The sequence below is a fragment of the Microbacterium sp. NPDC055903 genome (assembly GCF_053615555.1).
The window spans coordinates 1,117,503-1,142,297 of record NZ_JBSHCA010000001.1; the positions used below are offsets into that span (position 1 = coordinate 1,117,503).

At 69.5% G+C, this 24,795-nt stretch carries 26 protein-coding genes; 12 read left to right on the top strand and 14 right to left on the bottom strand.

From position 1 onward, the window contains the following. Positions 1-2: 2 nt before the first annotated feature. From ACWGJP_RS05080 to ACWGJP_RS05105, 6 genes are all read right to left on the bottom strand, one after another. The gene (locus ACWGJP_RS05080) at positions 3-941 is read right to left on the bottom strand and encodes a glycine betaine ABC transporter substrate-binding protein (protein ID WP_452328666.1); all 939 of its coding nucleotides are present in this window, start codon (positions 939-941) and stop codon (positions 3-5) included. Next, complete coding sequence (locus tag ACWGJP_RS05085; RefSeq protein ID WP_452328667.1) at positions 938-1,840, bottom strand: glycine betaine ABC transporter substrate-binding protein; 903 nt, start codon at positions 1,838-1,840, stop codon at positions 938-940. The genes ACWGJP_RS05080 and ACWGJP_RS05085 overlap by 4 nt, the downstream gene beginning before the upstream one ends. A gap of 50 nt (positions 1,841-1,890) precedes the next feature. Further along, positions 1,891-2,808 carry an ABC transporter permease gene (locus ACWGJP_RS05090; protein WP_452328668.1) on the bottom strand — a complete coding sequence of 306 codons (918 nt, stop codon included), beginning with the start codon at positions 2,806-2,808 and terminating at the stop codon, positions 1,891-1,893. Then, on the bottom strand, positions 2,805-4,106 hold the full coding sequence (locus ACWGJP_RS05095; protein ID WP_452328669.1) for a quaternary amine ABC transporter ATP-binding protein: 1,302 nt from the start codon (positions 4,104-4,106) through the stop codon (positions 2,805-2,807). Before ACWGJP_RS05095 ends, ACWGJP_RS05090 begins: the two co-directional genes overlap by 4 nt. Before the next feature lie 351 nt (positions 4,107-4,457). After that, positions 4,458-4,748 carry a hypothetical protein gene (locus ACWGJP_RS05100; protein ID WP_452328670.1) on the bottom strand — a complete coding sequence of 97 codons (291 nt, stop codon included), beginning with the start codon at positions 4,746-4,748 and terminating at the stop codon, positions 4,458-4,460. A 131-nt stretch (positions 4,749-4,879) separates the two neighbouring features. Beyond that, positions 4,880-6,103 (bottom strand): class I SAM-dependent methyltransferase, encoded by a 1,224-nt coding sequence (locus ACWGJP_RS05105; protein WP_452328671.1) that lies wholly within the window; start codon positions 6,101-6,103, stop codon positions 4,880-4,882. Between the two features lie 134 nt (positions 6,104-6,237). Between ACWGJP_RS05105 and ACWGJP_RS05110 the strand changes: the two genes are divergently transcribed. From ACWGJP_RS05110 to ACWGJP_RS05130, 5 genes are all read left to right on the top strand, one after another. Further along, positions 6,238-7,212, top strand: coding sequence for an ABC transporter ATP-binding protein (locus ACWGJP_RS05110; protein WP_452328672.1), 975 nt, complete (start codon positions 6,238-6,240; stop codon positions 7,210-7,212). 1 nt (position 7,213) lies between these two features. After that, entirely contained in the window at positions 7,214-8,014 is an 801-nt protein-coding gene (locus ACWGJP_RS05115; RefSeq protein WP_452328673.1) for an ABC transporter permease subunit, read from the top strand. A 134-nt stretch (positions 8,015-8,148) separates the two neighbouring features. Continuing rightward, on the top strand, positions 8,149-8,529 hold the full coding sequence (locus ACWGJP_RS05120) for a GntR family transcriptional regulator (RefSeq protein ID WP_452328674.1): 381 nt from the start codon (positions 8,149-8,151) through the stop codon (positions 8,527-8,529). After that, complete coding sequence (locus ACWGJP_RS05125; RefSeq protein WP_452328675.1) at positions 8,526-9,416, top strand: ABC transporter ATP-binding protein; 891 nt, start codon at positions 8,526-8,528, stop codon at positions 9,414-9,416. The genes ACWGJP_RS05120 and ACWGJP_RS05125 overlap by 4 nt, the downstream gene beginning before the upstream one ends. Next, the gene (locus ACWGJP_RS05130) at positions 9,416-10,102 is read left to right on the top strand and encodes a hypothetical protein (protein ID WP_452328676.1); all 687 of its coding nucleotides are present in this window, start codon (positions 9,416-9,418) and stop codon (positions 10,100-10,102) included. Before ACWGJP_RS05125 ends, ACWGJP_RS05130 begins: the two co-directional genes overlap by 1 nt. 118 nt (positions 10,103-10,220) lie before the next feature. On the opposite strand, the gene ACWGJP_RS05135 is transcribed toward ACWGJP_RS05130, so the two are convergent. Next, on the bottom strand, positions 10,221-10,808 hold the full coding sequence (locus ACWGJP_RS05135; RefSeq protein ID WP_452328677.1) for a helix-turn-helix domain-containing protein: 588 nt from the start codon (positions 10,806-10,808) through the stop codon (positions 10,221-10,223). Positions 10,809-10,883: 75 nt separating this feature from the next. Here ACWGJP_RS05135 and ACWGJP_RS05140 point away from each other — a divergent pair, with 75 nt between their 5' ends. Together ACWGJP_RS05140 and ACWGJP_RS05145 are read left to right on the top strand one after the other, a co-directional pair. Next, positions 10,884-12,272 carry an MFS transporter gene (locus ACWGJP_RS05140; protein WP_452328678.1) on the top strand — a complete coding sequence of 463 codons (1,389 nt, stop codon included), beginning with the start codon at positions 10,884-10,886 and terminating at the stop codon, positions 12,270-12,272. 47 nt (positions 12,273-12,319) lie between these two features. After that, positions 12,320-13,123: a MerR family transcriptional regulator gene (locus tag ACWGJP_RS05145; RefSeq protein WP_452328679.1), complete on the top strand. Its 804-nt coding sequence runs from the start codon at positions 12,320-12,322 to the stop codon at positions 13,121-13,123. Between the two features lie 3 nt (positions 13,124-13,126). Here ACWGJP_RS05145 and ACWGJP_RS05150 read toward each other — a convergent pair whose 3' ends face one another. From ACWGJP_RS05150 to phnD, 6 genes are read right to left on the bottom strand one after another with little or no spacing between them, the layout of a single operon-like run. After that, positions 13,127-13,345, bottom strand: a complete 219-nt coding sequence (locus ACWGJP_RS05150; protein ID WP_452328680.1) for an SCO4848 family membrane protein — start codon at positions 13,343-13,345, stop codon at positions 13,127-13,129. A gap of 39 nt (positions 13,346-13,384) precedes the next feature. Then, positions 13,385-14,005, bottom strand: a complete 621-nt coding sequence (locus ACWGJP_RS05155) for a TetR/AcrR family transcriptional regulator C-terminal ligand-binding domain-containing protein (protein WP_452328681.1) — start codon at positions 14,003-14,005, stop codon at positions 13,385-13,387. Continuing rightward, positions 14,002-14,751, bottom strand: coding sequence for a tyrosine-protein phosphatase (locus tag ACWGJP_RS05160; protein ID WP_452328682.1), 750 nt, complete (start codon positions 14,749-14,751; stop codon positions 14,002-14,004). The genes ACWGJP_RS05155 and ACWGJP_RS05160 overlap by 4 nt, the downstream gene beginning before the upstream one ends. After that, positions 14,748-15,590 carry a phosphonate ABC transporter, permease protein PhnE gene (phnE, locus tag ACWGJP_RS05165; protein ID WP_452328683.1) on the bottom strand — a complete coding sequence of 281 codons (843 nt, stop codon included), beginning with the start codon at positions 15,588-15,590 and terminating at the stop codon, positions 14,748-14,750. The genes ACWGJP_RS05160 and phnE overlap by 4 nt, the downstream gene beginning before the upstream one ends. Next, the gene (locus tag ACWGJP_RS05170; RefSeq protein WP_452328684.1) at positions 15,571-16,401 is read right to left on the bottom strand and encodes a phosphonate ABC transporter ATP-binding protein; all 831 of its coding nucleotides are present in this window, start codon (positions 16,399-16,401) and stop codon (positions 15,571-15,573) included. The genes phnE and ACWGJP_RS05170 overlap by 20 nt, the downstream gene beginning before the upstream one ends. Continuing rightward, on the bottom strand, positions 16,398-17,297 hold the full coding sequence (phnD, locus tag ACWGJP_RS05175) for a phosphate/phosphite/phosphonate ABC transporter substrate-binding protein (protein ID WP_452328685.1): 900 nt from the start codon (positions 17,295-17,297) through the stop codon (positions 16,398-16,400). The genes ACWGJP_RS05170 and phnD overlap by 4 nt, the downstream gene beginning before the upstream one ends. 298 nt (positions 17,298-17,595) lie before the next feature. Here phnD and ACWGJP_RS05180 point away from each other — a divergent pair, with 298 nt between their 5' ends. Genes ACWGJP_RS05180 through ACWGJP_RS05195 form a run of 4 tightly spaced genes read left to right on the top strand, consistent with a single transcriptional unit; the run spans position 17,596 to position 22,730 of the window. Then, positions 17,596-18,225 (top strand): RNA polymerase sigma factor, encoded by a 630-nt coding sequence (locus tag ACWGJP_RS05180; protein ID WP_452328686.1) that lies wholly within the window; start codon positions 17,596-17,598, stop codon positions 18,223-18,225. Further along, complete coding sequence (locus tag ACWGJP_RS05185) at positions 18,212-18,658, top strand: hypothetical protein (RefSeq protein ID WP_452328687.1); 447 nt, start codon at positions 18,212-18,214, stop codon at positions 18,656-18,658. The genes ACWGJP_RS05180 and ACWGJP_RS05185 overlap by 14 nt, the downstream gene beginning before the upstream one ends. A 50-nt stretch (positions 18,659-18,708) precedes the next feature. Next, positions 18,709-20,259, top strand: a complete 1,551-nt coding sequence (locus ACWGJP_RS05190) for a S8 family peptidase (RefSeq protein WP_452328688.1) — start codon at positions 18,709-18,711, stop codon at positions 20,257-20,259. A 53-nt stretch (positions 20,260-20,312) separates the two neighbouring features. Then, on the top strand, positions 20,313-22,730 hold the full coding sequence (locus ACWGJP_RS05195; RefSeq protein WP_452328689.1) for a CHAT domain-containing protein: 2,418 nt from the start codon (positions 20,313-20,315) through the stop codon (positions 22,728-22,730). Between the two features lie 281 nt (positions 22,731-23,011). On the opposite strand, the gene ACWGJP_RS05200 is transcribed toward ACWGJP_RS05195, so the two are convergent. Beyond that, complete coding sequence (locus ACWGJP_RS05200; RefSeq protein WP_452328690.1) at positions 23,012-23,308, bottom strand: chorismate mutase; 297 nt, start codon at positions 23,306-23,308, stop codon at positions 23,012-23,014. 57 nt (positions 23,309-23,365) lie between these two features. Here ACWGJP_RS05200 and ACWGJP_RS05205 point away from each other — a divergent pair, with 57 nt between their 5' ends. Continuing rightward, complete coding sequence (locus tag ACWGJP_RS05205; protein WP_452328691.1) at positions 23,366-24,607, top strand: AI-2E family transporter; 1,242 nt, start codon at positions 23,366-23,368, stop codon at positions 24,605-24,607. Positions 24,608-24,795 lie beyond the last annotated feature (188 nt).

A 24,795-nucleotide genomic window follows, 5' to 3' on the forward strand; every position in this document is an offset into this window, starting at 1 on the left:
GCTCACCCCTCCTCGACCGCCCAGTCGAGCTGCCCGCTGTGCTCCTCGAGCCATGCGTCGACGGCCTCGGCCTCCTGACCCTCACCGAACTCGTTCACGATCGCGTTCTCCAGCGCGCCGTACTGCGCGTCGTCGAGCGTGATCTGCCCGATCAGCGCGGCCGCCTCGGGGAACTCCTCGCTGAACCCCTCATGCCCGAGGAAGTGCAACCCTTCCGGATCGCCCATGCCGTTCAGAGGATCCTCGAGCTCCTTCAGGCCATACGTCTCGATGGCCCAGAACGGCTTCCACAGCGTGACGACCACCGGCTCCTCCGCCGCGACGGCGTCGTCGACCACCGTCAGCATGGCGGCGAGCGACGATGTCGTGAGAGCGTACTCGGTGCCGAGATCGTGCGAGGGGAACAGCTTCTCCTCGGCCATCGTCGCCGTGCCGGAGCCCGGCTCGATCGTGTAGACCTTGCCGCCGAAACGATCGGCCTGCCCCTTCAGGTCGTCGACCGTCTGGATGTCGTCGAGGTAGTCGGGCACGGCCACGAATCCCTGAGCGCCCTCGTAGTACGTCCCGAGGTCCTCCAGGTCTTCGGCGTACGTCTCCATGTACGCCGCCTGCGAGATCTCCGGCCAGGCGGAGGGGTAGATGTCGATGTCCCCCTCCGCCAGTGCCGCGTACAGCACGCCGGGGTCGGTGAGCGTCTTCATCTCGACGGCATAGCCGAGCTTCTGCAGCTGGTCCTGCAGGAGGTAGGCGTTGTTGACGGCATCCGTCCACGACGGCAGGTAACCGATCGCGATCGTGCCCTTCGTCTCGCCCGCAGGGGCATCGGCGCCGGCGGCGAGGTCGTCGCCGGACGCGCACCCGGCGAGCACGATCGCGCCCCCGAGCCCGAGGGCGATGAGGCCGGCGGCACGCGTGCGGTGCGTCATGCCGGCGGAGATCACTCGACGATCCAGTCGAACTGGTCGCCGTTCTCCTCCAGCCACGCGTCGACGGCCTCGGCCTCCTGGCCCTCGCCGAACTCGTTCACGACCAGGTCCTCGAGCGAGCCGTACTGGTCGTCGTCGAGGGTGATCTGCTCGATGAGATCCGCGGCCTCGGGGAACTCCTCCGCGAAGCCCTTGTGCGCCATGAAGTTGAGCGTCTCCGCCTCGCCCATCGCACCGAGGGGGTCCTCCAGGTCCTTCACGTCGTAGGCGCTGTTGGCCCAGAACGGACGCCACAGCGTGACGACGACCTCCTCCTCGTTGTCGATCGCCTCACCGAGCACGGTCAGCATCGCGGCGGTCGACGACGTCTCCAGGGTGTACTCGCCCTCAAGGCCGTATGCGGGGAGCATCGAATCCTGCGTCTTGGCAGTGAGACCCGCGCCGGGCTCGATGCCGATGATCTTGCCATCGACGAGGTCGGCGTTGCCCTTCAGGTCCTCGATCGAGTCGAGCTGGCTGTAGCTGGGCACCGCGATCGTGAGCTTGGCGTTGTCGTAGTACGCGCCGAGGTCTTCGAGGTCCTCGCCGTAGGTCTCCATGTAGTCGGCATGGGTGACCTCGGGCCAGGCGGAGGGGAACAGGTCGATGTCGCCCTGGGCGAGGCCGGTGTACAGCGGGCCGGCGTCGGTGAGCGTCTGCAGTTCGACGGTGTAGCCGAGCTTCTCGAGCTGGTCCTGCACGAGGTGGGCCATGCTCAGCCCGTCCGTCCAGGTGGGGATGAAGCCGAGCGTGATGGTTCCCTTGCTCTCGGCGCCGCCGTCGCCTCCGGCGGTCTGGTCACCGGTCGCGCAGCCCGCGAGGGCGAGGGATCCGGCGAGTCCGAGGGCGATGGCTGCTGTGGTGCGGAACTTCATGGTGATGCCTTTCGTATAATCTGGTGCGTTTCGTATGGGTGGGAGAGATGTCAGGCGGGCTGCGTCACGGCATCCGTGGTCTGCGCGCGTCGCGCAGCACGACGGCGCGACGCGATGCCGAGGAGCGATGAGGGATGCTCGGACGGAGTACCGAGGGCCGCGGTCACGCGGTCGAGGAAGACGGCGATGAGCACGACACCCAGCCCCGCTTCGACGCCCTTGCCGATGTTCACGGTCGAGATCGCCTCGACGACCCGCTTGCCGAGACCGTCGGCGCCCGCCATTCCGGCGATGACCGCCATCGAGAGGGCGAGCATGATGACCTGGTTGACGCCGGCCATGATCGTGGGCATCGCCAGCGGGAGCTGGATGCCGCGCAGGATCTGCCCCGGCTTCGCGCCGAAGGCCTTGCCCGCTTCTACGGTCTCGGCGTCCACGCCTCGGATGCCGAGCTCGGTCATGCGCACCCCGGGCGGAAGTGCGAAGATCACGGTCGCGACGAGACCGGGCACGACGCCGATGCTGAAGAAGACGATCGCCGGGATCAGGTACACGAATGCCGGCATGGTCTGCATGAAGTCCAGCACGGGCTTCAGGATCGCGCGCACCGTGTCGTTGCGCGCCGACCAGATGCCCAGCGGCAGCGCGATGACGAGGGCGACCGCCGCGGCGACGAGCACGAGCGACAGGGTCTGCATCGCCGGGATCCAGAGTTCGAGGCTGAGGATCAGCAGGAACGAGACGATGGTGCCGACCGCCATCCACAGCGAGCGCACCGCCCAGGCGATGAGCCCGGCGAGCAGCACGATGACGACGATGGGCGTGCCGGTGAGCACATCGGTGAGGCCGTTGACGAGGAAGCGCACGACGAGCGCGATGACGTCGAGGAGGCCCTCGAGGTTGTCCTTGATCCAGTCGACGGCGGCGGCGACCCATTCGCCGATCGGGATGCGGGGGAAGCCGTTCACGAGCGCACCTCCCCCTCGGTCACGGGGGCGCCGCCGACGGCATCCGCCTCCCCGAGCACGAGCGCGATCTCGGCGTGCGAGACCGGCGGCAGCGGGAGGGTGATCTCCTCGGTCGCACCCGGTCCCGGTCCGAGTGCCGCGAGAAGGGTGATGCGCGGGATCACGCCGACCAGGCGCCCCTCGGCGTCGGTCACGGCGAGGGGAAGCGGCGATTCGACGGCGGGGACGAAGAGGTTCATCAGCACCTCGTCCTCGCGCACGCTCTGCGGCACGGGCTTGATGACGCTCGACAGGTTCGACTCGCCCTTGCGCACGAGCTTTACGGCATCGCGGTCCGTGACGATGCCGAGGAGCTTCCGATCGCGGCCGGTGACGTACACGGCAGACATGTAGGCATCCCGCATCTGGCGCAGAGCCGTGCGCGGGCCGGCCGATTCGGCCACGACCGGACGAGGACGCTCCATGACGTTCGCCGCTGTGAGGACCCTCGCGCGGTCGACGTCCTGCACGAACTGCTCGACGTAGTCGTTGGCGGGGTCGGTGAGGATGTCCTCCGGGGTGCCGATCTGGACGATCCGCCCATCGCGCATGACCGCGATGCGGTCGCCGAGGAACATGGCCTCGTTGAGGTCGTGGGTGATGAAGACAATCGTCTTCTGCAGCTTCTGCTGGAGTTCGAGCAGCTGCTCCTGCATCTCGCGGCGGATGAGGGGGTCGAGGGCGCTGAATGCCTCGTCCATGAGCAGGATGTCGGTGTCGGCGGCGAGCGCGCGGGCGATGCCGACGCGCTGCTGCATCCCGCCGGACAGCTCACCCGGAAGCTTGTCGCCCCAGCCGTCCAGGCCCACGAGCGCGAGCACTTCCTCCGCCTTCGCGAGGCGCTCGGCCTTGCTGACGCCCTTCAACTCCAAGGGGTACGCGACGTTCGCGGCGACGGTGCGGTGCGGCAGCAGGGCGAAGTGCTGGAAGACCATGGACACCTTGTCGCGGCGGATCTCGCGCAGTCGCGAGGCAGGGATGCCGGTGATGCTGGCTCCACCGACCTCGACGCTGCCGTCGGTGATGTCGTGGAGGCCGTTCAGCATGCGGATGATGGTGGACTTGCCGGATCCCGACAGGCCCATGATGACGAAGATCTCGCCCTTCTGGACGGTGAAGCTGGCGTCGATCACGGCTGCGGTGCCGACATCGGCGATGTCGGCCCTGGACTCGCCGGCCTTGAGGCGGCGAACGGCCTGGCTCGGACTGCGTCCGAACACTTTGAAGAGATGGCGCGCTTGCAGAGCGGTTTCGGTCACGTTTCCCCCGCGGCTCACCGTTTTTCGGGCTCGGTGAGCCTGCTTCGGTTACGCCCGGGTGATGTCCACAAGGCCGCTTCGACAGCGCTGCACTGGCGGCTCGGGCGGCGGATTTCGGATCCCCGCAGAGGACATCGACCGTACGCCCACGCCTCTTCGTAGCACAGCTGTTTTCGAAAGAAGGACGCGGCCGCGGACTGGTCTTCGGGCACGAGGCCCGAATTCCAACCTAACAAAATGGCCGATCAGGGCCAAATCTGGGCGTGTCGGCCCTGTCTCGAATACGCGCGTGAACGGGGATTCCTGCAAAAGACCCCCCCGAGCGACGCACGCCGAATCGCCCGCCTTCCGCTACTCGGGGAGCATCCGTTTCGTGATCGCCTGCACGTCCGCGTCGAAGCGCCGGTCGACAGTGTCGAACCGCACGATCATCTCCGCGCGAAAGCCGTCGATTCTGCTGTGCAGCTCGGAGAACTGCGTGTTCACCTGCTCGAACTGCGAGCCGACGGCGGCGAACTGCGACCGAACGGCGGCGAACTGCGCCTCGAGGGTGCGCATCATCAGCTGCGTCGTCACGGCGATCATGCCGGTGAGGGCGGCGGCGAGGATCCCGAGCGCCGTCCATATCTGAGGTTCTGTCACGGTGAGCACCCTTTCATCATTGCTCTGATGCGACGAGAATGCCAGCCCGATTCCGAGGATAATTCCCAGGTCAGGCTTGATTCCGCGAACATGTGGAGAGCTCGCTGAAGCCGTGTCTTGTGCAGGAAAAGTCAGCGACGCACGCTGCGCGTGACGGTGAACTTCGGCGTGCGGCGCAGCTGCTCGGTCGGGCCGATGAGGCGGGCGAGTTCGGACCTGTACCCGAGCGAGGAGTTGTACACGGTCAACAACTCGCCACCAGGGCGAAGGATGCGCGCCGCCGCATCGAAGAGCCGGGAGGCCGCGCCGGTGTGCACGCTCGCACCGAGGTGGAACGGGGGGTTGAGGAGCACGACGTCGGCGCTCGCATCAGGGATCTCGGAGCCGGCATCGTCGTGCATCACCTCGACGCGGCCGATGAGCCCATTGGCCGCCATGGTCGCGCGCGCCGATGCCGCCGCAGCGGCCGAGCGATCCGTCGCGACCACGCGGTCATCGGGGTGACCGAGCGCCCAGGATGCGGCGAGCGCCCCCGTGCCGCAGCCGAGGTCGACCACGAGGCGCTCTGCCGGCGCCAGCCCTGGGCTCCCGCCGCCCGCGCGCTCGGCCAGCACCTCGAGCAGGACGCGCGTGCCGATGTCGACACGGTCACCGGCGAATGCGCCGCCGTGCGCGACGAGGGTCAGACCGAACTCCGGATGCGCCGCCTGCACCGGGAACGGCGGGGCGCCCACGGGACGCGGACCTGTCGCGACGATCAGGCGCGACTTCCGCTCTGCACGCTGCGGCTGCACCTCGGCGAAGAAGCGGCCGAGCACCTCGTTCTGAGCGAGGGTCATGTGCTTCACGCGCCCGCCCGCCACCAGCACGACATCGTCCGCGGCCCAACGGGCGACGGCATCCGCGATCTCCTCGAGCTCCGCGAGCGCCTTGGGCAGCTGCAGCAGCACGAGCCGGGCGCCGGACAGCAGGCCGGCATCCAGCTCGTGCGTCTCGACCGCACCGATTCCCGGGCGCGCCTGGCGCGCCTCAGCATCCGCATCCGCGACACGCGGCGCCCCGCCCGGCGTTTCGCACGCAGACCCCGACACCGACACCCCGCATTGCCGTGCATTGCGCACCAGGGCGCGCCGACCGGTGGCCAGATCCTGATGAACCCGGACGCCGGAGAGACCCGCCGACGCCAGGGCGAGCGAGATCGCACCGTACTCGTCGCCGATCACGCTGATCTCCGGACCGGGGACACCTGACGCCAGCGCCCGCGCCACGAGCTGCTCGTCGGTGGCATCCCAGGCCTGCAGGTTCGGGGCCTCGACATCGGGGAAGCGCCTGAGCCTGGCATACGGGAAGTCCACTCCCCCACGATAGGCCCGCGGTTCGCACTCCGGTGCGTCTCCCGTCTCCACCCGCGCCCCGCACGGCAGCACGAGCCTTGACACCGAGCGGCGGCGTGTCTAACGTGCCCCCCAGAGTGCGGAGGAGCGGAATCATGGACGACGCGATCGCTATCGAAGGTCTCCGCAAGCGCTATGGCGATCGCATCGCGGTGCACGCGCTCGACCTGCATGTGCGACCGGGCACGGTCTTCGGGCTCATCGGCCCGAACGGCGCGGGCAAGACCACCACGCTGCGCACCCTCGTCGACGTCATCCGCCCCAGCTCGGGCAGGGTCCGCGTTCTGGGCGAGGACCCCCGTCATGCCGGTGCCGCGCTGCGCCGGAGAATCGGATATGTACCGGGTGAGCTGCGTCTCGACGGGCGCGCGAGCGGCCATCGCGTGCTGTCCTTCTACGCCGAGGTGTCCGGCCACGACAGCGCGGCCGCCCTGCGGACCGCGCGCGAGCTGGCCGATCGCCTCGGCGTCGATCTGGACCGGCCGGTGCGCACGCTCTCGAAGGGCAACAAGCAGAAGGTCGGCCTCATCCAGGCGTTCATGCACCGCCCGGAGCTTCTCATCCTGGACGAGCCGACCAGCGGGCTGGACCCGCTCGTCCAACGTGAGTTCCTGCGCCTCGTCCGGGAGGCCAGGGATGCCGGTCAGACGGTGCTGCTCAGCTCGCACGTGCTCGGCGAGATCCAGCAGACGGCCGACGAGGTCGCCGTGCTGAGCGCAGGGAGGATCGTCGCAGACGGGGACGTCGCCTCGCTCAGGCTGGGTTCCATCCGTCGCATCCGCGTCACGGTCGGCGAGGTGGATGCCGAAGACGTCCGCACCGCGTTCACGAGTCTTCCCGGCATCGAGGAGCTGGTGATCGACCAGGTGGATGCGGCACGGGTCTCCGCCACCGTCAACGGAGCGATCGACCCGTTCGTGAAGGCGCTCGCGCGCTTCCAGGTCGTCGAACTCACCGTCGAAGAACCGGACCTCGAGGAGTCCGTCCTCCACTTGTACGGGGATTCCATCCAGAAGGGCGCCGTCGCACGCCCGGTGACGAGACGGTCACTGCGCGAAGGGGGCGAGTGAGATGCTCCGCATCCTGCCGGTGTTCCGACGCAGCATGCGGGAATCGGGGCGCAGCGTCGTGGGCTGGTCGCTCGGGCTCGCGACGGTGCTGCTCCTCTACCTGCCGTTGTACGCATCCCTGGGGACGAGCGACGAGTTGCAGAGCCTCATCGACTCCCTGCCGAAAGATCTCGTGCAGACGCTCGGCTACGACCAGATCTCCAGCGGCGCCGGCTACACGCAGAGCACCTTCTACGGTCTGATGGGGTTCCTGCTCCTGACGATCGCCGCGGTGCTCTGGGGCGCGGCCGCCATCGCGGGCGCAGAGGAGAGCGGACGCCTGGAGCTCGATCTCGCGCACGGGATCGGTCGGACGCCCTACGCGCTCGAATCGGCGCTGTCCGTGCTCGTACGGCTGGGCTGGCTCGGCGCCTTCTCCGGAGTCGTCGTGTGGGCGCTCAACGGCCCCGCCGGGCTCGACCTCGACCCGGTGCGCATCGTCGGCGCGAGCGCCGCCCTCACCGGGCTCGCCTTCCTCACCGCATCCGCCGCCCTTCTGGCGGGCGCCGCGACCGGCCGCAAAGTCTGGGCGACGGGCGCCGGCGCCGGAATCGCGGTTCTTGGATACATCCTGCAGGCACTCGCGAAGCAGTCCCCCGACCTGGAATGGCTGCGGATGCTCTCCCCCTACGCCTGGGTGTACCACCGGTCTCCCCTGGCCGAAGGCGTCGACCTCGGGGGCCTGACCACGACCTGGGCGCTCGCCGTGACACTGGCCGCGGCGTCCGCTCTCGCCCTTCGCACTCGGGATCTCCGCGGCTGACACCCCAGAAAGAGGCATCCCCCTCGGCGCGCCCTCGCAAGGGGCTGACGTCGCTCACGCATCTCTGCTTGACACCCTCCGGGTTACATGGTTAGTTAGTCGAGTAAGTAACCACCTAACCAATCGGAGGCACCGTGATCGAAGAGGGCAAGGCGCTCTTCCTCCAGATCGCCGAGCAGATCGAGGACTCCATCGTCGACGGCAGCCTCGCCGAGGAGACCAAGGCGCCGTCGACGAACGAGCTCGCCGCCTTCTACCGCATCAATCCAGCCACCGCAGCCAAGGGAGTCGCCATGCTCACCGACAAGGGCGTGCTGTACAAGCGCCGCGGCATCGGCATGTTCGTCACCGAGGGCGCTCGCGAGCTGCTCCTCGGCGAACGCCGCGCCGCCTTCGCCGACCGCTACATCGACCCGCTCCTCGCCGAAGCCCGCACCCTGGGCCTCGGCCCCGCAGACCTCGCGGCGCTGCTCACCGAGCGCGCCGCCCGCACAGAAGGGAACACCCCCGCATGACCGCCGTCATCGAGGTGAAGAACCTCGTCAAGCACTACAAGGACAAGCGCGCACTCGACAACGTCTCGCTCTCGCTCGAGGGCGGCGCGATCTACGGCCTCCTCGGCCGCAACGGCGCCGGCAAGACGACGCTCATGTCGATCCTCACGGCGCAGAACTTCGAGACCGCCGGCACGGTGCGCGTCTTCGGCGAGCACCCGTACGAGAACGCCCGCGTGCTCAGCCGGATCTGCTTCGTGCGGGAGAGCCAGAAGTACCCGGACGACGCGTACCCCAGGCACGCGTTCGCCGCCGCACGCCTGTTCTTCCCGAACTGGGACCAGGAGCTCGCCGAGGAGTTGATCGCTGAGTTCCAGCTGCCGATGAAGCAGACGATCAAGAAGCTGTCCCGCGGTCAGCTCTCTGCCGTCGGCGTCATCATCGGGCTGGCGTCCCGCGCGGAGATCACCTTCTTCGACGAGCCGTACCTGGGCCTGGACGCCGTCGCGAGGCAGATCTTCTACGACCGCCTCGTCGAGGACTACGCCGAGCATCCGCGCACGATCATCCTGTCGTCGCACCTCATCGACGAGGTCTCCAACCTCATCGAGAAGGTCATCGTCATCGACAACGGCACGATCCTGCTCGACGAGGACACGGATGCCGTGCGCGACCGCGCCGTCACCGTCATCGGCGACGCGGCGAAGGTCGACGCGTGGGCGGACGGCCGCGAGGTCCTGCACCGCGAGGCGCTCGGACGCGTGGCATCGATCACCGTCCTCGGACGCCTCACCGACGCCGAGCGCGCCGAGGTCACCGCCTCCGGCCTCGACCTGGCACCGGTCTCGCTGCAGCAGCTCATCGTCCGACTCACCCAGAAAGCCGCCACCACGGAGGAGGTCCGCTGATGCGACGCACACTCAACGTCATCCGCCTGCAGCTGATCAACCGGCAGACCTTCATCTGGGTGCCACTGATCATCCTGGGAGCAGCGACGCTCGTCTCCGTCCTCATCTACATGATGATCCCCGGGGATGCGCCCAAGTACGGCGGCGGCGGACAGGCCCCACTCTGGTACTTCTTCGCGATCGGCATGTCCGCGATGACGCTCACCTTCCCCTTCTCGCAGGCGATGAGCATCACGCGCCGAGAGTTCTTCCTCGGGACGATGCTCACCGCGATCCTGGGCAGCGCGTTCATGGGGGTGCTGTTCGTGATCGGAGGCTGGATCGAGCAGCTCACCGACGGCTACGGCGTGAACGGCTGGGTCTTCCATCTGCCATGGCTGTGGGAGTCCGGCCCGTTCGGCGCCTTCGTCTTCTACTTCGCGCTCGCCCTGTTCTTCTTCGTCGTCGGGTTCACCGGCGCGACGGTGTACAAGAGCTGGGGCCCGACCGTGCTGACGATCGCGAGCGTCGGTCTCGGACTGCTCCTCGTGGGCGCGCTGTTCCTGGTGACGCGGCTGGAGCTGTGGGATCAGCTCATCGGGAACATCGCCACGCTCGGCGCACTCGGTCTCGCCCTCTGGGGCCTGGTCGCGGTCGCCGCGCTGGCGGGGGTGTCGTTCCTCGCCTTCCGCCGCACGGTCCCCTGACCCCGAGCCCCGTTCTCCCGACGAGACCCCGTCGTATCCCCGTGGATACGACGGGGTCTCGTCGGTGCGGAGAGGTTTCGCGTGACAGAGAGGTCGTGGATGCTGCGAGCATCCGCCCTCAGATCGTGTCGTCGGCGGCGATGAGATCGAGCTGCCAGTAGCGGCCCTCGGGGTCGGCGTCGTCATGGGCCTCGTCTGCGACGTTGAGAACCTCGTGGATCTTGCGCATCACGCCGTCGAACTCCGCCTCGGTGAGGCGGATCGTGCGCTGTGCGAACGCGGCATGCGCCTCGGAGACCCGGCCGGAGACGTACTCCGGCGTCCACGCCAGCACGCGCCGCACGAGGTCGTTGTGGTCTTCGGCGAGCGCTGCGATCACCGCGCCGCCCAGCTGCTCGTCCGCGACGGGGCTTTCCGGTCCGCCGACGTTGAGGGCGCCCTTGCGACCCGTCCAGACGCGGTCGCGCCGGTCGCGCGCCTGATCGGGCGCCTCCTCGATCAGGCCGGCATCGCCGAGCGCTCGCAGATGGAAGCTCGCGCTGTTCGGCTGAACGCCGAGCTCGGCGGCGACATCGGCGGCTCGGACGAACTCGCGCCGGGAGATGAGACGGAGGATCCTTCGGCGGAGCGGGTGCGAATAGGCCTTCAGCATGGCCGAGGTCATCCAGGTGGCATCACCGAACGGCGTCTCCTCGTCCTCGACCATGCCCCGATCATACCCGCACCACAATGTGCGCAACTTTACTTGCGCAATTCTTCTTGCGCATCTAACCTGATGCTCATGACGACTGCCATAGAGAGCACCTCGCTGTGGACCAACCGCCGCTATCTGCTGTGGCTGACCAGTGACACGAGCAAAGGCCTGGCCACTGCCCTGGCCGGCTTCGCGATCCCCCTCATCGCCCTGATCGTGACGGACGAGCCAGCCCAGGCCGGCACCATCGCCGGCGTGGGGCTCGTGACCCGACTCCTCGTCACGCTGTACGGCGGAGTTCTGGCCGACCGCCATTCCCGCATCGCGCTGATGATCTACGGCGCGCTGGTCGCGACCGTCCTCGCCGGCGGCTTCACGCTCCTGGCCCTCGCGGACGCGCTCACCTTCACCGTCATCCTCGTCGTCGAGGTGCTGCTGATGATGCGGGCCGGCCTCTTCGAGCCGGCCAGCGAGAGCGCGCTGAAGGAGATCGTCCCCGCCGACTCGATGGGGCGCGCGCAGGCCGCGAACCAGGGGCGGGATGCTGCACTGCAGCTCGCGGGCGGGCCGCTCGGCGGCGTGCTCCTGGGCATCGGGGCCTGGCTCATCGGAGCCGTGATGACCCTCTGCTACGCCCTCGCCGCGGTGACCGCCTGGGTGCTGCGCCGCTCCGCTGCGGCCCCCGCGGCGACGGAGAACCCACACGATCCGACGCGCGAACCGCGTGTCGCAGCCGGACACGCCGCCGGCACGGCTGATGGTCCTGGCTCTCCGGCGGACGTCGACGGGGAAGACGGCCTCGCGGCGCCCGCTCAGACCCCCGTCCGCAAGCCCAACGCCTGGGCCGAGATCCGCGAGGGCTTCACCTGGCTGTTCTCCCGCCCCGACCTCGGCGGGGTGATCGTGATCATCACCATCATCAACCTCGGCTTCAACGCCGCCATCACGACCGTCGTCTACGGCCTGCAGCAGGCAGGGCACTCCGAGCTGCTCATCGGCACGATGTCCGCAGCGCTCGGCGCCGTCATGCTCGTCGGCGCGATCGTCGCGCCCTTCCTCGTGCCCCGCATCAGCGCAGGGATGCTCACCATCATCGGCCTCTGCGGCACCACCACCGGGGCGATCATCGTGTCGATGCTGGAGAGCCCGTGGGCGATGGCCGCGGTGCTCGGAGCATCCGTGTTCCTGCTGCCCGCACTGAACGCGTCGATGATGGGCTACTTCATGGTCGCCACCCCGACCGAGCTGCTCGGCAGGGCCAACAGCGCCGCCGGCGTGCTCGGGATGGGTGCGATGCCGCTCGCCCCGCTCATCGCGGGCTTCGGGCTCACCCTCGTCGGCAGGCAGACCACGATCCTGTTCAGCGCCGCGCTCTGCGCCGTCGCTGTCGTGCTCGCGGTCACGAACAAGGCCCTGCGCGCCCTCCCCGCCGAGGCCGGTTGGGCAGAGCACGCCCGCCGGTTCGAGATCCGGTGAACTGGGATGCTTGACTCTGACACGGTGTCAGGCGGGAGAACAGAAGCATGCTGTCCATCGGAGCGTTCGCGCAGATCGGCCAGGTGACCCACCGGATGCTCCGGCACTGGGACACCGCCGGGCTGCTCGTGCCCGCCCACGTCGACGAGTACAGCGGCTACCGCTCCTACGACCCCTCGCAGCTCGCACGGCTGCACCGGATCGTAGCGCTGCGGCAGCTCGGCTTCGGCCTCGACGACATCGCCCTGATCCTGGAGCAGGGGGTGGATGCCGAGCGCATCACCGCGCTGCTGAAGGCGCGCAGGGCCGAGGTCGAAGAGGAGCACCGGATCGCGGCCGCGCGCCTGGTCGATGTGGAACGGCGACTCCAGCTCATCGAAAGCGAGAACACCATGTCCCCCATCGAGATCATCGAGAAGCCCCTGCCCGCCGTGCGCCTGGCGGCGCGCCGCGCACTCGTCGCTTCGCAACCGGAGATCGCCGAGGTCGTCGGCCCCGCCTTCGACGCCGTCGCCGCGGTGATCGGCGACGCCTGCGGCAGCCTCACGACGCCGATCGCCCAGTACGCCGCCGTCGAGGAGGGCACCGAGGTCGTCGCCGGCTACGCCTACGACGGGCCGGTGCGCGAAGGCGTGGAGCTCATCGACCTTCCGGCCGCGGGCGAGGCGATCTGCGGCATCCACCTCGGCGCCATGGACCGCATCGCGCAGAGCTGGCAGCGGATCCACGCCGAGATCATCGCGCGCGGGATGGTGCCCTCCGGCCCGTGCCGGGAGCTCTACGTGCGCGCCGTCTCGGACGATCAGTCGGATTGGGTCACCGAGCTGCAGCAGCCGGTCGCCCGCGCGTGAGGCTCAGAGGGCTCCGACGAGCCCGGCGATGCCGACCAGCACGGAGACCACCGCGAGAACCAGCGCGATGACGATCAGCACCACGTGCACGATGAGGAACGGCGTGGCCTTGCCCGCCTCGTCGCGCGCGCGGGTGTCGCTCGCGATCCGCTTGTAGAAGCGCGGCCAGACGATCACGTTGAAGCCGGCGTTGAGGAACAGGACGATCGCGAGGGGAATCACCCTCTCACGCTAGCCGCTCCCTTCGACAGGCTCAGGGCGTTACGCGAGCATCCCCCGCCAGACGACGTCGAAGGCGGCCTGCAGCCGCTCGCGCGTTCCGGGAGAGTCCATGCCGTCGCCGCGGACGACGAGCTGGTAGTACGCCGCACCGGCGATCGCGTCGAAGCAGGCCTCGACGTCGAGATCCGCGCGCAGGATGCCGCGTTCGATGCCGGCGCGCAACGCCGCCTCCATCGGCACCCGCCGCCGCGAGACGTGCGAGTTCCAGTACGCCTTCTGCAGCGTCCGGTCCGACATCACGAGCCGGATGCGCTGCCGGAAGCGCACCTCGGAGTACCCGGCGGACAACGCGGCCGCCTCCGCTCCGAACATCGAGGTGAACACCGCATCGCGCAGCTCCCCGTCGAGCGCGACGGCCGGTGGGACGCTGCGGCCCACGTCGAGCGCGGCGGCGATCAGCGCGGTGAGCGACGGCCACCGGCGATACAGGGCTGCCCGGCTCACGCCGCTGCCGGCGAGGATGCGAGCGACCGTGACGTCCTGCTCGGCATCGATGATCGCGAGCGTCGCGTCGACGATGAGCCGATCGATGTCCTCATCACGGGGACGGCCGGGGCCGCGGCGCACCGCGGTCCCGGCATCCATCGTCGCCGTCGTCATGCGGCGAGAGCCTTCTCCCTGAGTCGGGCGACGGTGTCGTCCGAGAGGCCTGCGGCGCGCAGCGGCGCGAGCGGGTCGCCGTGCGTCTCGCGCAGCGTCTCCAGGACGATCCGCATGGAGATCTCCATCGAGCCCTCCATGAGACCTGTCGTGTCCGGCGCATCCATCTCGAAGCCCAGCGCCTTCCACATGGCCCCCATCACGGGCCGGCTGCGCTCCATGATGGCTGCCATGTTCTCACCGGTGCGGGCGTAGTCGGTGACGATGTCGTCGTCTCCGGCGCCCAGCGCCAGCAGCAGCATGGCGGCGAGCACGCCCGTGCGATCACGCCCGGCGGCGCAGTGGAACGCCGTCGCGCCGGGGGTGTGCGCGATCACGTTCAGCGCGGTCACGAGCTGGGGTGCCGCCCCGGCGATCATGCCGAGATACATCCGCCCCATGCCCTCGTGGCTGAACCCGCCGTCACGCGGCGTCTCCGTCACCACGTCGGCGATGAGCGGCAGGTGGTGATAGCTGATCGGGTACTGGCCGAGCGGGCCGCGGCCGGTGATGGCGACCTCCATCGGCGAGCGCAGGTCGATGATCGCGGTGAGGCCGTCCTCGACGAGCGCGGTCGCGACGTCCTCGGTGACGTAGGCGAGATCGTCGGTGCGGATCGCCACGCCGTCGCGGAGCACGCCGCCGCCGATCGCGATGCCGCCGAGGTCTCGCAGGTTCACGGGTGCGGAAAGCTCGATGGTGGTCATGTGATTCTCCTTCGGATGAGGGCGCTGCCCTGGTCGATCACCGTGACGAGCACGATGATGCAGATGATGATGGCGCTGAGGTGTCCGTAGTCGTACATCCGCATGGCCGTGGTGAGTTCGAGGCCGATGCCGCCGGCGCCGACGAGGCCGAGGATGGTCGCGCCGCGCACATTCCCCTCGAACAGCAGCAGCGTGTACGAGACGAGCAGCGGCGCGGCCTGCGGCAGGATGCCGTACTGGATGACCTGGCGCTTGGAGGCGCCGACGGCCTGCATGGCGACGATCGGCCCGTTGTCGACGGACTCCATCGCCTCGGCGAAGATCTTGCCGATCGAGCCGAGGGATCCGAGCGTCATGGCGAGGATTCCGGCGAAGGGTCCGAGCCCGACGGCGGAGACGAACATGAGCGCAAAGACGAGGTCGGGCACGGCGCGGATGACGTTCATCACCCAGCGCGAGGGGTAGTAGAGCCAGCGCGGTGCGATGTTGGATGCCGCACCGAAGGCGACGACGAGCGAGAGCACCACGCCGAGAACGGTGCCGACGATCGCCATCTGCAGCGTCTCCACGAGCAGCGCAACGATGGTGCCGATCTTCGAGAAGTCCGGCGGGAACAGCCGCGAGAGGAACTCGCCCATGTTCACGGTGCCCTCGCCGAGCTTCACGAAGTCGAAGCCGACGCCGCCGGCCGACCAGAACAGGATCAGCAGGGCGATCGGGATGCCGATGAGGAAGCGCGTCCGCGGGAGTGAGAACGCCTTCTCCATCCGCGCGCGCTCCGCCGCGGGGAGCGCCGGCTTCTCGCGTCGGGTGCGCGGCTCAGGCGTCGTGGTCGTCATCGCCGTCCTCCTCCTCGTAGAGCGCGGCGAGCGCCGCGGCATCCAGCTCCTTGGTGCGGCCGGAGACGAGCATCCGTCCGTGCCGCAGCCCGACGATCCGGTCGCTGTGCGACAGGGCGAGCGGCAGCACGTGCAGGCTGACGAGCACGGGGATGCCGTCCTCCCCCGCGATGCCGCGCAGCAGCTCGAGCACGGAGTCGGCGAGCTTGGGGTCCAGCGAGGCGACCGGCTCGTCGGCGAGGATCACGCGGGGCTGCTGCATGAGCGCCCTCGCGATCGCGACGCGCTGCTGCTGTCCTCCCGAGAGCGAGCGGGCGGGGTCCTTGGCCTTGTGCGCGATGCCGACGCGGTCGAGCAGCTCCATGGCCCGGCGGCGGTGCGCGCTGGAGAAGCCGCCCACGAGGTTGAGCGGGCCCGCGTCGTGGAGCGCACCGGTCAGCACGTTCTGCAGCACGCTCAGCCGAGGGATCAGATTGAACTGCTGGAACACCTGTCCGACCTCCGACCGCAGGGTGCGCAGCTCCCCCCGGCGGAGGTTGGTGACATCGTGCCCTGCGACCCTGACGGAGCCTTCGGCGATGGGGGCGAAACCGGTCAGGCTCTTCATGAGCGTCGACTTGCCGGAGCCCGATGCACCGAGCAGCGCCACCATCTCGCCGGCGAACAGGTCGAGGTCGACGCCGTCGAGCACTCGGGCGTCGCCGTAGGAGACGCCGAGCCCCCGCACGGTGACGAGCGGCAGAGCGCGGCGGACCTCACCGGTCGTGACGGGCACGACCTTGGCCTTCGCGGTCACAGCTGCCGTCGTCACTTCAGGTCCTCGAGGTCGACGCCGGCGACGGCTGCGATGTCGGCGAAGGAGGAGAAGACGCTCGGGTCGGGAGCGATCTCGACCTCGAGGCCGATGAAGGAGCCGTACGCGGCCAGCGCTTCGGCGTTCTCCTCGGAGAAGACGGCGGGGATCGCCTCCTCGAGCACGGTGCGGGTCTCCTCGTCGAGCGACTGACGGGCGAGGACGGTGCCCATCACGTCCATCGCGGGGCTCTCGCCGACCGCGCGCCACTCGCCCTCGGCGAACGGGAACATCGGGGCGCCCATCTCGGTGAGGACGAACGCGGTGCAGGCGGCATCCACCTGGCCCTGCTCGAGGGCGGCGAAGCTGCCCTCATGCCCGCCGGCGAAGATCGCCTCGTAGTCCTCGCCCTGCTCCAGACCCGCCTCGTGCAGCATGTAGACGGGCATGAAGTAGCCGGAGCTGGAGGCCTGGTCGGCGAAGGCGACGGTCTTGCCCTCGAGGTCCTCGACGGTCTGGATGGGCGAGTCGTCGAGCACGACGCAGGTGGAGACGGGCTCGTCCGAGCCCTTCCAGGCGAGCAGCGCATCGACCTCGCCGGTGTTGACGGCGAGCGCGGACGGGAAGCCGCTCATGATGCCGATGTCGACGTGGTCGGCGCGGATGGCCTCCACGACGCTGAGGTAGTCGGGGACATCCGTGACCTCGACCTCGCGACCGGTCTCGGCCTCGAGGAGCTCGACGAGCGCGTCGATGGGGTTCACAGCCGTCGGGTCGTCGGAGACGGGGAGGGTCGCGATGGTGATGGGGGCGTCAGCGGCGGATGCCTCATCGCCGGCGGCGGACTGGCAGCCCGTGAGGGCGAGAGCGGTGATGCCGAGCATGCCCACCGCGGGGAGGGTGTAGCGACGCATGGGAGGGACCTTTCAGAAGGGGGGATTCCGAGAACACCTGTATTCGAACTCGGCAAGGTGTCCGGGAATTACGAGACCGCCGTACTCGGATCGGAACGGAAGGTGAACAACGGGTGACGCCCCCTGCCCCGCCGCTCGCTCGCTCGCTCGCTGATCCTGTCGAAGCGCCTTCCCGCTCGCTGATCCACCGCTCAGAGCTCGCTGAGCCTGTCGAAGCGCGCGATATCGAAGATCGACCCCGTCCATGTATCACAGGGCCCTTGCCGTGCTCCTGGTATGTGTGAGCACAATGGGCACCATGACCGACGCCTTCCCCGAGGGCGCCGTCAGCGATGGTTCGGCGCGCTGGGAACGCGCGGCCGCGGTGTTCGCCGACTGGCGCGCCGGTGACGCGCGCGCCATGGACGATCTGGTCCGCCTCATGACGCCGGTGCTCTGGCACGTCGTGCGCGCCTACGGGCTGGAGCGCACGCTCGCCGAGGACGTCGTGCAGTCGACCTGGCTGGCTCTCGTGCGCACGCACGAGTCGATCGCCGACACGAAGGCGATCTCGGGATGGCTCACCGTCACCGCGCGGCGTGAGGCGTGGCGCGTGAGCAAGCAGAGCCGCCGGACCGACACCACGGCCGATGAGATCCTCGAGCCGCTCCTGCCCGTCGAGGACTCCCCCGAGATCCTGGCGCAGGAGTCCGACGAGAACGCACGACTGTGGGCCGCCGTGGAGTCCCTCACCGAGCACTGTCGGCGTCTGCTGCGGATCGTCGCGTTCGAGGAGCGGCCGGATTACGCATCCATCGCCGTCGATCTGGGGATGCCCGTGGGAAGCATCGGCCCGACGCGCAAGCGCTGCTTGGCGAAGCTGCGCACGGCGCTGGTCGCCACCGGTCACCCCGCCCCGACGGAAGGCGGCGGTGATGACCGGATCTGACGACGCCCTCTTCTCCCGGCTGCGCCACGCCGCAGAGGAATTCGATCCCGTGCCTGCCGACCTCGCCGAGCGGATGATCGCCGCGGTGGCCGTGGCCGACCTGTCTCGCGAGTTCGCCCTCCTCACCCTCATCGAGGGCGCCGTCGGCGCCGTGCGCGGCGAGTCGGAGACGGCGACCCTGCAGTTCGGCGACGGCGCCTCCGGCGTCCTGCTACACGTCAGCCGCATGCCGGGCGACCGGCGGCGCATCGACGGCTGGGCAGACGCGGAGGCGGTGGAGATCCGGCTCAGCCAGGGCGAGCGCACCTCGATCGTGCCGCCGGATGAGAACGGCCGGTTCGTGTTCGACGACATCGCACCGGGGCTCTGCCAGGTGCGCGTCGTCCTCGCCGGAGACGGCAAGGATCTGCTCACGCCGCGATTCGAGGCGTGAGTCCACTGGGGGGATGATCGCGGCCGCCGAGCCGCCGGAGAGGGTGACCCATGGAGCAGCCGCGCGGATGGACATGGCAGGACAGAGCCGAGGGATCGATCCGGCTCGGGGCGGCCCTGGATCCGACCGTCGAGCAGGTGCACGGCATCCGCGCCTTCCCGACCGCGTACCTCCCAGAGCAGCTGCTCATCTCCCGAGATGACGAGGACAACGGCGCGTTCGACCGCGAGCTGAAGACACTGCATGAGTCCGCCGGGTCCTTCGGTTGGGGCATCCGCGTCGACGATCTCGAACAGGGTCTCGCGCGCGGCGTCTCTCGGTTCCAGCGGGCGACGATCACCACTCCCGACGAGCCGGTGCGCGGCGAGTCCCCGGTGCCTCCGGATGCCTGGCGGGTGCTCCAGCGCGCCAGGCGGATCTCGGGCACGACGATGCCGCGCACGAGCCTCGAGCACGTGATCTCGATCGATCCCGTCGGGCTCAACCCCTTCACGAGGACCAACCCCTTCACGCGCACCAACCCGTTCACGCGCACCAACCCCGCCGGCGGGCGCGGCGCGGGCGGCAGCGACGACTACCTCGAGCCGGGCAGGGGGGCGAGGCAGCCCGTGACCTGGGTCGGTCCCGCGCCGGTGCGAAGCACTGCTCCACGCAAGGGCAGGCGCCCCGTGGTCGCCGTGCTCGACACGGGATGCGGGGTGCACGACTGGCTGCCCGACGACATCGTCACCCGTCACGTCGAGCTGGACGGCGTGGCCGTGGGGCTGACCGGCGATGCCGACCCGGAGCGGTACCCGGATCTGTACGGCCAGCTCGACGGCGAGATCGATGCCGTCGCCGGGCACGGGACGTTCATCGCCGGCATCATCCGCCAGACCGCGCCGGACGCGGACATCCTGTCGGTGCGCGTGGCGGGGGCTCTCGGCGTCGTCGGGGAGAGCACGTTCCTGACCGCTCTCGCGCAGGTCGTCGAGCTGATGCGCCGCCATCGCGAGGATCCTCGTACCGGCCACCCCGTCGACGTGCTCAATCTCTCCCTCGGCTACTACCACGAGACGCCCACCGACGGCCTGTTCAGCCTGACGCTGCACGCGCTTCTGACCGAGGCCAGGGAACTGGGCTGCGTCGTCGTCTGCTCGGCGGGCAACGACGCCATCGACCGCCCCTCGTTCCCCGCGTCGCTGTGGGCGTGGCCGGGCGCCGACAACGGGCTCGGTCATGACCACGGCGCCCCGCACCTCTCGGTCGGAGCGCTGAACCCCTCCGCGCGCTCGGTGGCGCTGTTCTCCAACGTCGGGCCGTGGGTGCGCGCATATGCGCCGGGCGCCGCGATCGTCAGCACCTCGCCGGCCTTCGTCGGCGGGCAGCAGGCATCGACGCGGCACGACGTGGACGGGCTCCCCCGCGAGACCATCGACCCGGACGACTACCGCGGCGGCTTCGCGGTGTGGAGCGGCACCTCGTTCGCCGCCCCGTACCTGGCGGGGCGCATCGCCGCACGGCTCGGAAACGTTCCCGTCGCGGGTGCGAGCGCGGCCGCGGTGAAGAAGGCGGTCTCCGCCGCTCTCGCCGAGCTGCCCTCCCCCGTGTCGAAGGGGTGACTCCCCGGCCTCGTCGACTTCCCCGACACGGAACGTCGGGGCATCCTTGGGGAATGAGCCCCCTGTCCGCGAGCGACCTGCATCAGCGGGGTGTCGACGCGGCGAACGCACGACGGTTCGCCGCAGCGCGGAAGGCGTTGCTCGCCGCCGCGGCACGCACGGACGACGAGGACCTGCGGGCGCGCATCGACGGCACCCTCGCCTACGTGCTCGCGCAGACGGGAGAGCCCGCCGAGGCGGAGCGTCTCATCCGCGATGTGCTGGCGCGCGAGGGCATCGGAGCGCAGGCGACGACCATCCTGCTCGGGCAGCTGGGCACGCTGCTCCTGCACGCCGGGCGGATCGATGAGGCGGAGCGGATGCTGAGTCGCGCGATCGAGGCCTCGGCATCCGAGGACACCGCCCTGGCCAACCTCCTCGTCAACCGCTCGGTCGCGCGGATGCAGCAGCATGCGCTCGACGCGTGCAGGACGGACCTCGAACGCGCGATCGCGGTGTTCGAGGCGAACAGCGACGTCGAGCCGCTCGCCGAGGCGCAGCACAACCTCGGCTACGCCGCGCTGCTCGGCGGCGACCTCGTCAAGGCGTTGTCGCTCATGGACGCGGCACGGCCGACACTCGCCGAGACCGGCGATCTCGCCGCGGCGATCAGCGACCTCGACAGGGCCGAGGTGCTCCGTGATGCCGGCGAGACCTCGGAGGCCGAGCGGTTGTTGAGCCTGGTCGCAGCCCGATTCGGCGCACAGCGCATGCGTCAGGCCCGCGGTGAGGCCGAGTTCCATCTCGCCCGATCACAGCTGCGTCACGCCCCGCAGGACGCCGCGCGCACGGCCGCCACCGCGGCTCGACGCTTCGCCTCCCTCGGGAGCGCGGGGTGGGCCGCCAGGGCGGACGGTGTGCGTCTGGAGGCGCGCGTGCGCGCCGGGCTGCGCCAGCGGGCGGAGGAGCTCGACACGGCGGCCTCGGCGCTTCGTCGACACGGGCTGCGCACGGATGCGGTGTCGCTGGCGCTGACGGCCCGCTCGCTCGACAGCGCTCGGCTGCCGCGGGTCCCACCGGGCGCGCCCATGCCGCTGAGGATCCGATCGTGCGAGGTGCGCGCGCAGCGCGCCGCATCCTCCGGTCGGCACACCGAAGCGCGAAGGATCGCCGCCGACGGTCTGGACCTGCTGCACGCCTGGCGCCGGTCCTTCGGAGCGCTCGACCTGCGCGCGTCATCGGCCGTGCACAGCGAAGAGCTGCTGCGCATCGGACTCACGGCGGCGGCCCGCGCGGAGGACCCTGCCGTGCTCTTCGAATGGTCCGAGCGGGCCAGGCATCTCAGCCAGCAGGTGACGCCGCTGCGCCCGCCGCGCGACGAAGCCCTCGCCGCGGATCTCGCGGAGCTGCGGATGCTGCGCGCAGAGCTCATCGGGGATGACTGGCTCACCGATCCTGAGGTGCTGGCCATCCGTGACCGCGTGCGCGAGCGGCAGTGGTCATCCACCGGCGGCGTCGAATCTCACGACCGCCTCGGGCTGAGGGAGGTACGCGCAAGGATGCCGGAGGGCACTGCCCTCGCCGCATTCGTGTTCACCGGTTCGGCCCTCAGCGCGATCGTGGCGACGGCGTCGGGCGCTCGCATGGTGCGGCTCTCCTGGCCATCCGTGCGCGCGGCCATGGACGGCCTGCGCGCGGATCTCGACGTGTTCGCGCTGACCCGCGGCGGACCGATGTCCACGATGGTGGAGCGCTCGCTGCACGCCAGGCTCACCGCGCTCGACGCGCTGCTGCTGCGCCCTGTACGGGAGGCGATGCCGGACGCACGGCGGTTGGCGCTGACCGCGCCCGGCGTCCTCGCCGGAATCCCCTGGGCCATGCTGCCCGGCATGGCCGGTGTGCCGTTCACGCTCGCCGCGTCGGCCTCGCGCTGGCTGGAGGATCGGCCGCTGGTCGGCGCGCGGATCGGATTCGCGGCCGGCCCGCGGGTACCGCGCGCGTTCGAGGAGATCACGGCGTCGGCCTCGTCCTGGGGAACAGCGGAACTCCTGTCCGGCGCCGATGCCTCGGTAGAGGCCGTCATGGCGCTCGCCGGCCGCAGCGACGTCCTCCATGTGGCGGCGCACGGCAGGCACACCGTGGACAATCCGCTCTTCTCGGGCCTTGAGCTCGCCGATGGGACGCTGTTCGGCTACGACGTCGACCTCATCGACCGGCCTCCGGCGACGGTGATCCTCTCGGCCTGCGAGCTCGGCCGCTCCTCGGTGCGCGGAGGCGAGGAGGCCGTCGGCATGACGAGAGTATGGCTGCATGCGGGGGCCCGCTGTGTGATCGCCTCGCCCGTGACCGTTCGCGACGACATCGCAGCGGAGCTCCTTCCCGCCCTGCACGAAGGCCTCGCAGCGGGTCAGGAGCCTGCGGCGGCCCTGGCCTCGGCGTCCGACTCCACGAGGCTGCACACCCCGTTCCAAGCGCACGGATCGGGATTCTGAAGAATTCTTCCAATCGATGTATCAGATCGCACGCAGCGTGCTCCTGATCTTCAGAAGGTGTTCGACGAGGATGACTCGGGGTAGAGCCGGAGTAAGAGGGAGGCTCGGAAGATCCCACACTGGGGAACGCGCGCTGGGGAGCGCGGGGATCTGCATCGTCTGCACAGGGGTGTCGCGGCTGAAAGCCGAGGCACCCCTTTGGCGTGCGCCGACGGGTGCGCGTCGGCGTCGGTCGGCGGCCTCGGCCCGGCTCGGCGGGTGTCGGCGGCGCTGAGCGGCCGTCAGCGCCGCTCAGCCGCCTCGGTGTGGTGGCGGATCACCTCGGCGACGATGAAGTTGAACCACTTCTCGGCGAACTCCGGGTCGAGGTGCGCCTCCTCCGCGAGGGCGCGCAGCCGTGCGACCTGCTGCTCCTCGCGGGAGGGGTCGGATGCCGGCATCGCATGCTCGGCCTTGAGGTGACCGACCTGCTGGGTCGCGCGGAAGCGCTCGGCCAGCATGAAGATCAGCGCGGCGTCGATGTTGTCGATGCTGGCGCGCAGGCGCAGCAGTTCCTCGCGTGCGGCGTCGTCGGTCATGACACCAACGATAGGCGAAGCGAGATGGATTGGCCGAGCGCGCCCTAGAGTGAGGGCATGAGCAGCGATGAGACCCCCGCGACGGCATCCGAGGGTGACGCGGCGCGGACGGCGACCGATGCGCGCCCGCACCCCACCGCCGAGGTGAAGCAGCCCGCGCGGCGTCGGAAGGCGGCGCAGGAGACCGAGCCGGAGCCCGAGCTCGTGGCGAAGCCCGTCGTCGAGCCGGTGCCCTCGAATCGCTCGTTCTGGACGCGCATCGACAAGCCCTTCGTCTTCGGATTCCTCGTGACCCTCGGCGGGCTCGCGGCCTTCGCGCTGGGGCTCGCGGTACAGAACCTGTCGACCGTCATCATCTACATCGCACTCGCATTGTTCGCCGCGCTCGGCCTCGACCCGGCCGTGCGCTTCCTCGAACGACACCGTTTCAGCCGCCCCCTCGCGATCGTGACCGTGCTCGTCAGCCTCATCGCCGTGCTCGCCCTGGTCGTCTGGGCGATCGTGCCGGTCGTGGTGGAGCAGATCACCAACTTCGTGAAAGACGTCCCTGGCATGATCACCGACTTCCAGCGCAGCGATCTCTACGCGACGCTGGAGGATCAGTTCGGCGACCAGTTCGAGTCGCTCATCGCCGACATCCAGACCTTCCTGTCCAACCCGGGGAACCTCGCGACGATCGGCGGCGGCGCTCTGCAGGTCGGTGCCTCCATCGCCAACGGGATCTCCGGGATCGTGGTCGTGCTCGTGCTGATCATCTACTTCACCGCGACGCTCCCGACGATCAAGCAGGCGATGATCCGTCTCGTCCCGGCGCGCGACCGTGCGAACACGGAGATCATCACCGAGCAGATCACCGACTCGGTCGGCGGCTACGTGATGGGAATGGTGACGCTGGCGTTCATCAACGCGGTCGTCGTGCTGATCCTCTACAGCGCCTTCGGGTTGCCGTTCCCGCTGCTGCTCGCGGTGGTGGCGTTCCTCGTCACGCTGATCCCCCTGGTCGGCTCGCTGCTGTTCTGGGTGATCGGCACCGGGATCGCGCTCTTCGGCGACAACATCGTCTTCGCCCTGATCTTCGCGGCCGTGTACCTCGTGTACATGCAGATCGAGGCGTACGTGCTGACGCCGCGGGTGATGAACCGTGCGGTTTCGATCCCCGGGTCGCTCGTCGTGATCGGCGCTCTCGTCGGAGGCACGCTGCTCGGCCTGCTCGGGGCGCTCGTGGCGGTTCCCGTGACGGCGTCGATCCTGATCATCATCAAGAAGGTATGGATCCCCCGGCAGGACTCCCGGGTCTGACCCGCGCGAGGGCCTTCGCCGCTCGCTGAGCGACACTCCTCCGCTCGCTGAGCGACACTTCTCCGCTCGCTGAGCTTGTCGAAGCGCGCCCACACGAGAACTCCGCTTCGACAGGCTCAGCGAACTAGAACAAACCAAGCCGCACCTCCGCTCGCTGAGCGACACCTTCCCCGCTCGCTGAGCTTGTC

Coding starts and splice junctions, on each gene's coding strand:
- ACWGJP_RS05160 (WP_452328682.1), bottom strand. CDS start 14,751: ATGACCACCATCGAGCTTTCCGCACCCGTGAACCTGCGAGACCTCGGC.
- ACWGJP_RS05130 (WP_452328676.1), top strand. CDS start 9,416: ATGCGACGCACACTCAACGTCATCCGCCTGCAGCTGATCAACCGGCAG.
- ACWGJP_RS05195 (WP_452328689.1), top strand. CDS start 20,313: ATGAGCCCCCTGTCCGCGAGCGACCTGCATCAGCGGGGTGTCGACGCG.
- ACWGJP_RS05140 (WP_452328678.1), top strand. CDS start 10,884: ATGACGACTGCCATAGAGAGCACCTCGCTGTGGACCAACCGCCGCTAT.
- ACWGJP_RS05185 (WP_452328687.1), top strand. CDS start 18,212: ATGACCGGATCTGACGACGCCCTCTTCTCCCGGCTGCGCCACGCCGCA.
- ACWGJP_RS05155 (WP_452328681.1), bottom strand. CDS start 14,005: ATGACGACGGCGACGATGGATGCCGGGACCGCGGTGCGCCGCGGCCCC.
- ACWGJP_RS05115 (WP_452328673.1), top strand. CDS start 7,214: ATGCTCCGCATCCTGCCGGTGTTCCGACGCAGCATGCGGGAATCGGGG.
- ACWGJP_RS05085 (WP_452328667.1), bottom strand. CDS start 1,840: ATGAAGTTCCGCACCACAGCAGCCATCGCCCTCGGACTCGCCGGATCC.
- ACWGJP_RS05205 (WP_452328691.1), top strand. CDS start 23,366: ATGAGCAGCGATGAGACCCCCGCGACGGCATCCGAGGGTGACGCGGCG.
- ACWGJP_RS05190 (WP_452328688.1), top strand. CDS start 18,709: ATGGAGCAGCCGCGCGGATGGACATGGCAGGACAGAGCCGAGGGATCG.
- phnE (WP_452328683.1), bottom strand. CDS start 15,590: ATGACGACCACGACGCCTGAGCCGCGCACCCGACGCGAGAAGCCGGCG.
- ACWGJP_RS05135 (WP_452328677.1), bottom strand. CDS start 10,808: ATGGTCGAGGACGAGGAGACGCCGTTCGGTGATGCCACCTGGATGACC.
- ACWGJP_RS05110 (WP_452328672.1), top strand. CDS start 6,238: ATGGACGACGCGATCGCTATCGAAGGTCTCCGCAAGCGCTATGGCGAT.
- ACWGJP_RS05180 (WP_452328686.1), top strand. CDS start 17,596: ATGACCGACGCCTTCCCCGAGGGCGCCGTCAGCGATGGTTCGGCGCGC.
- ACWGJP_RS05200 (WP_452328690.1), bottom strand. CDS start 23,308: ATGACCGACGACGCCGCACGCGAGGAACTGCTGCGCCTGCGCGCCAGC.
- ACWGJP_RS05145 (WP_452328679.1), top strand. CDS start 12,320: ATGCTGTCCATCGGAGCGTTCGCGCAGATCGGCCAGGTGACCCACCGG.
- phnD (WP_452328685.1), bottom strand. CDS start 17,297: ATGCGTCGCTACACCCTCCCCGCGGTGGGCATGCTCGGCATCACCGCT.
- ACWGJP_RS05125 (WP_452328675.1), top strand. CDS start 8,526: ATGACCGCCGTCATCGAGGTGAAGAACCTCGTCAAGCACTACAAGGAC.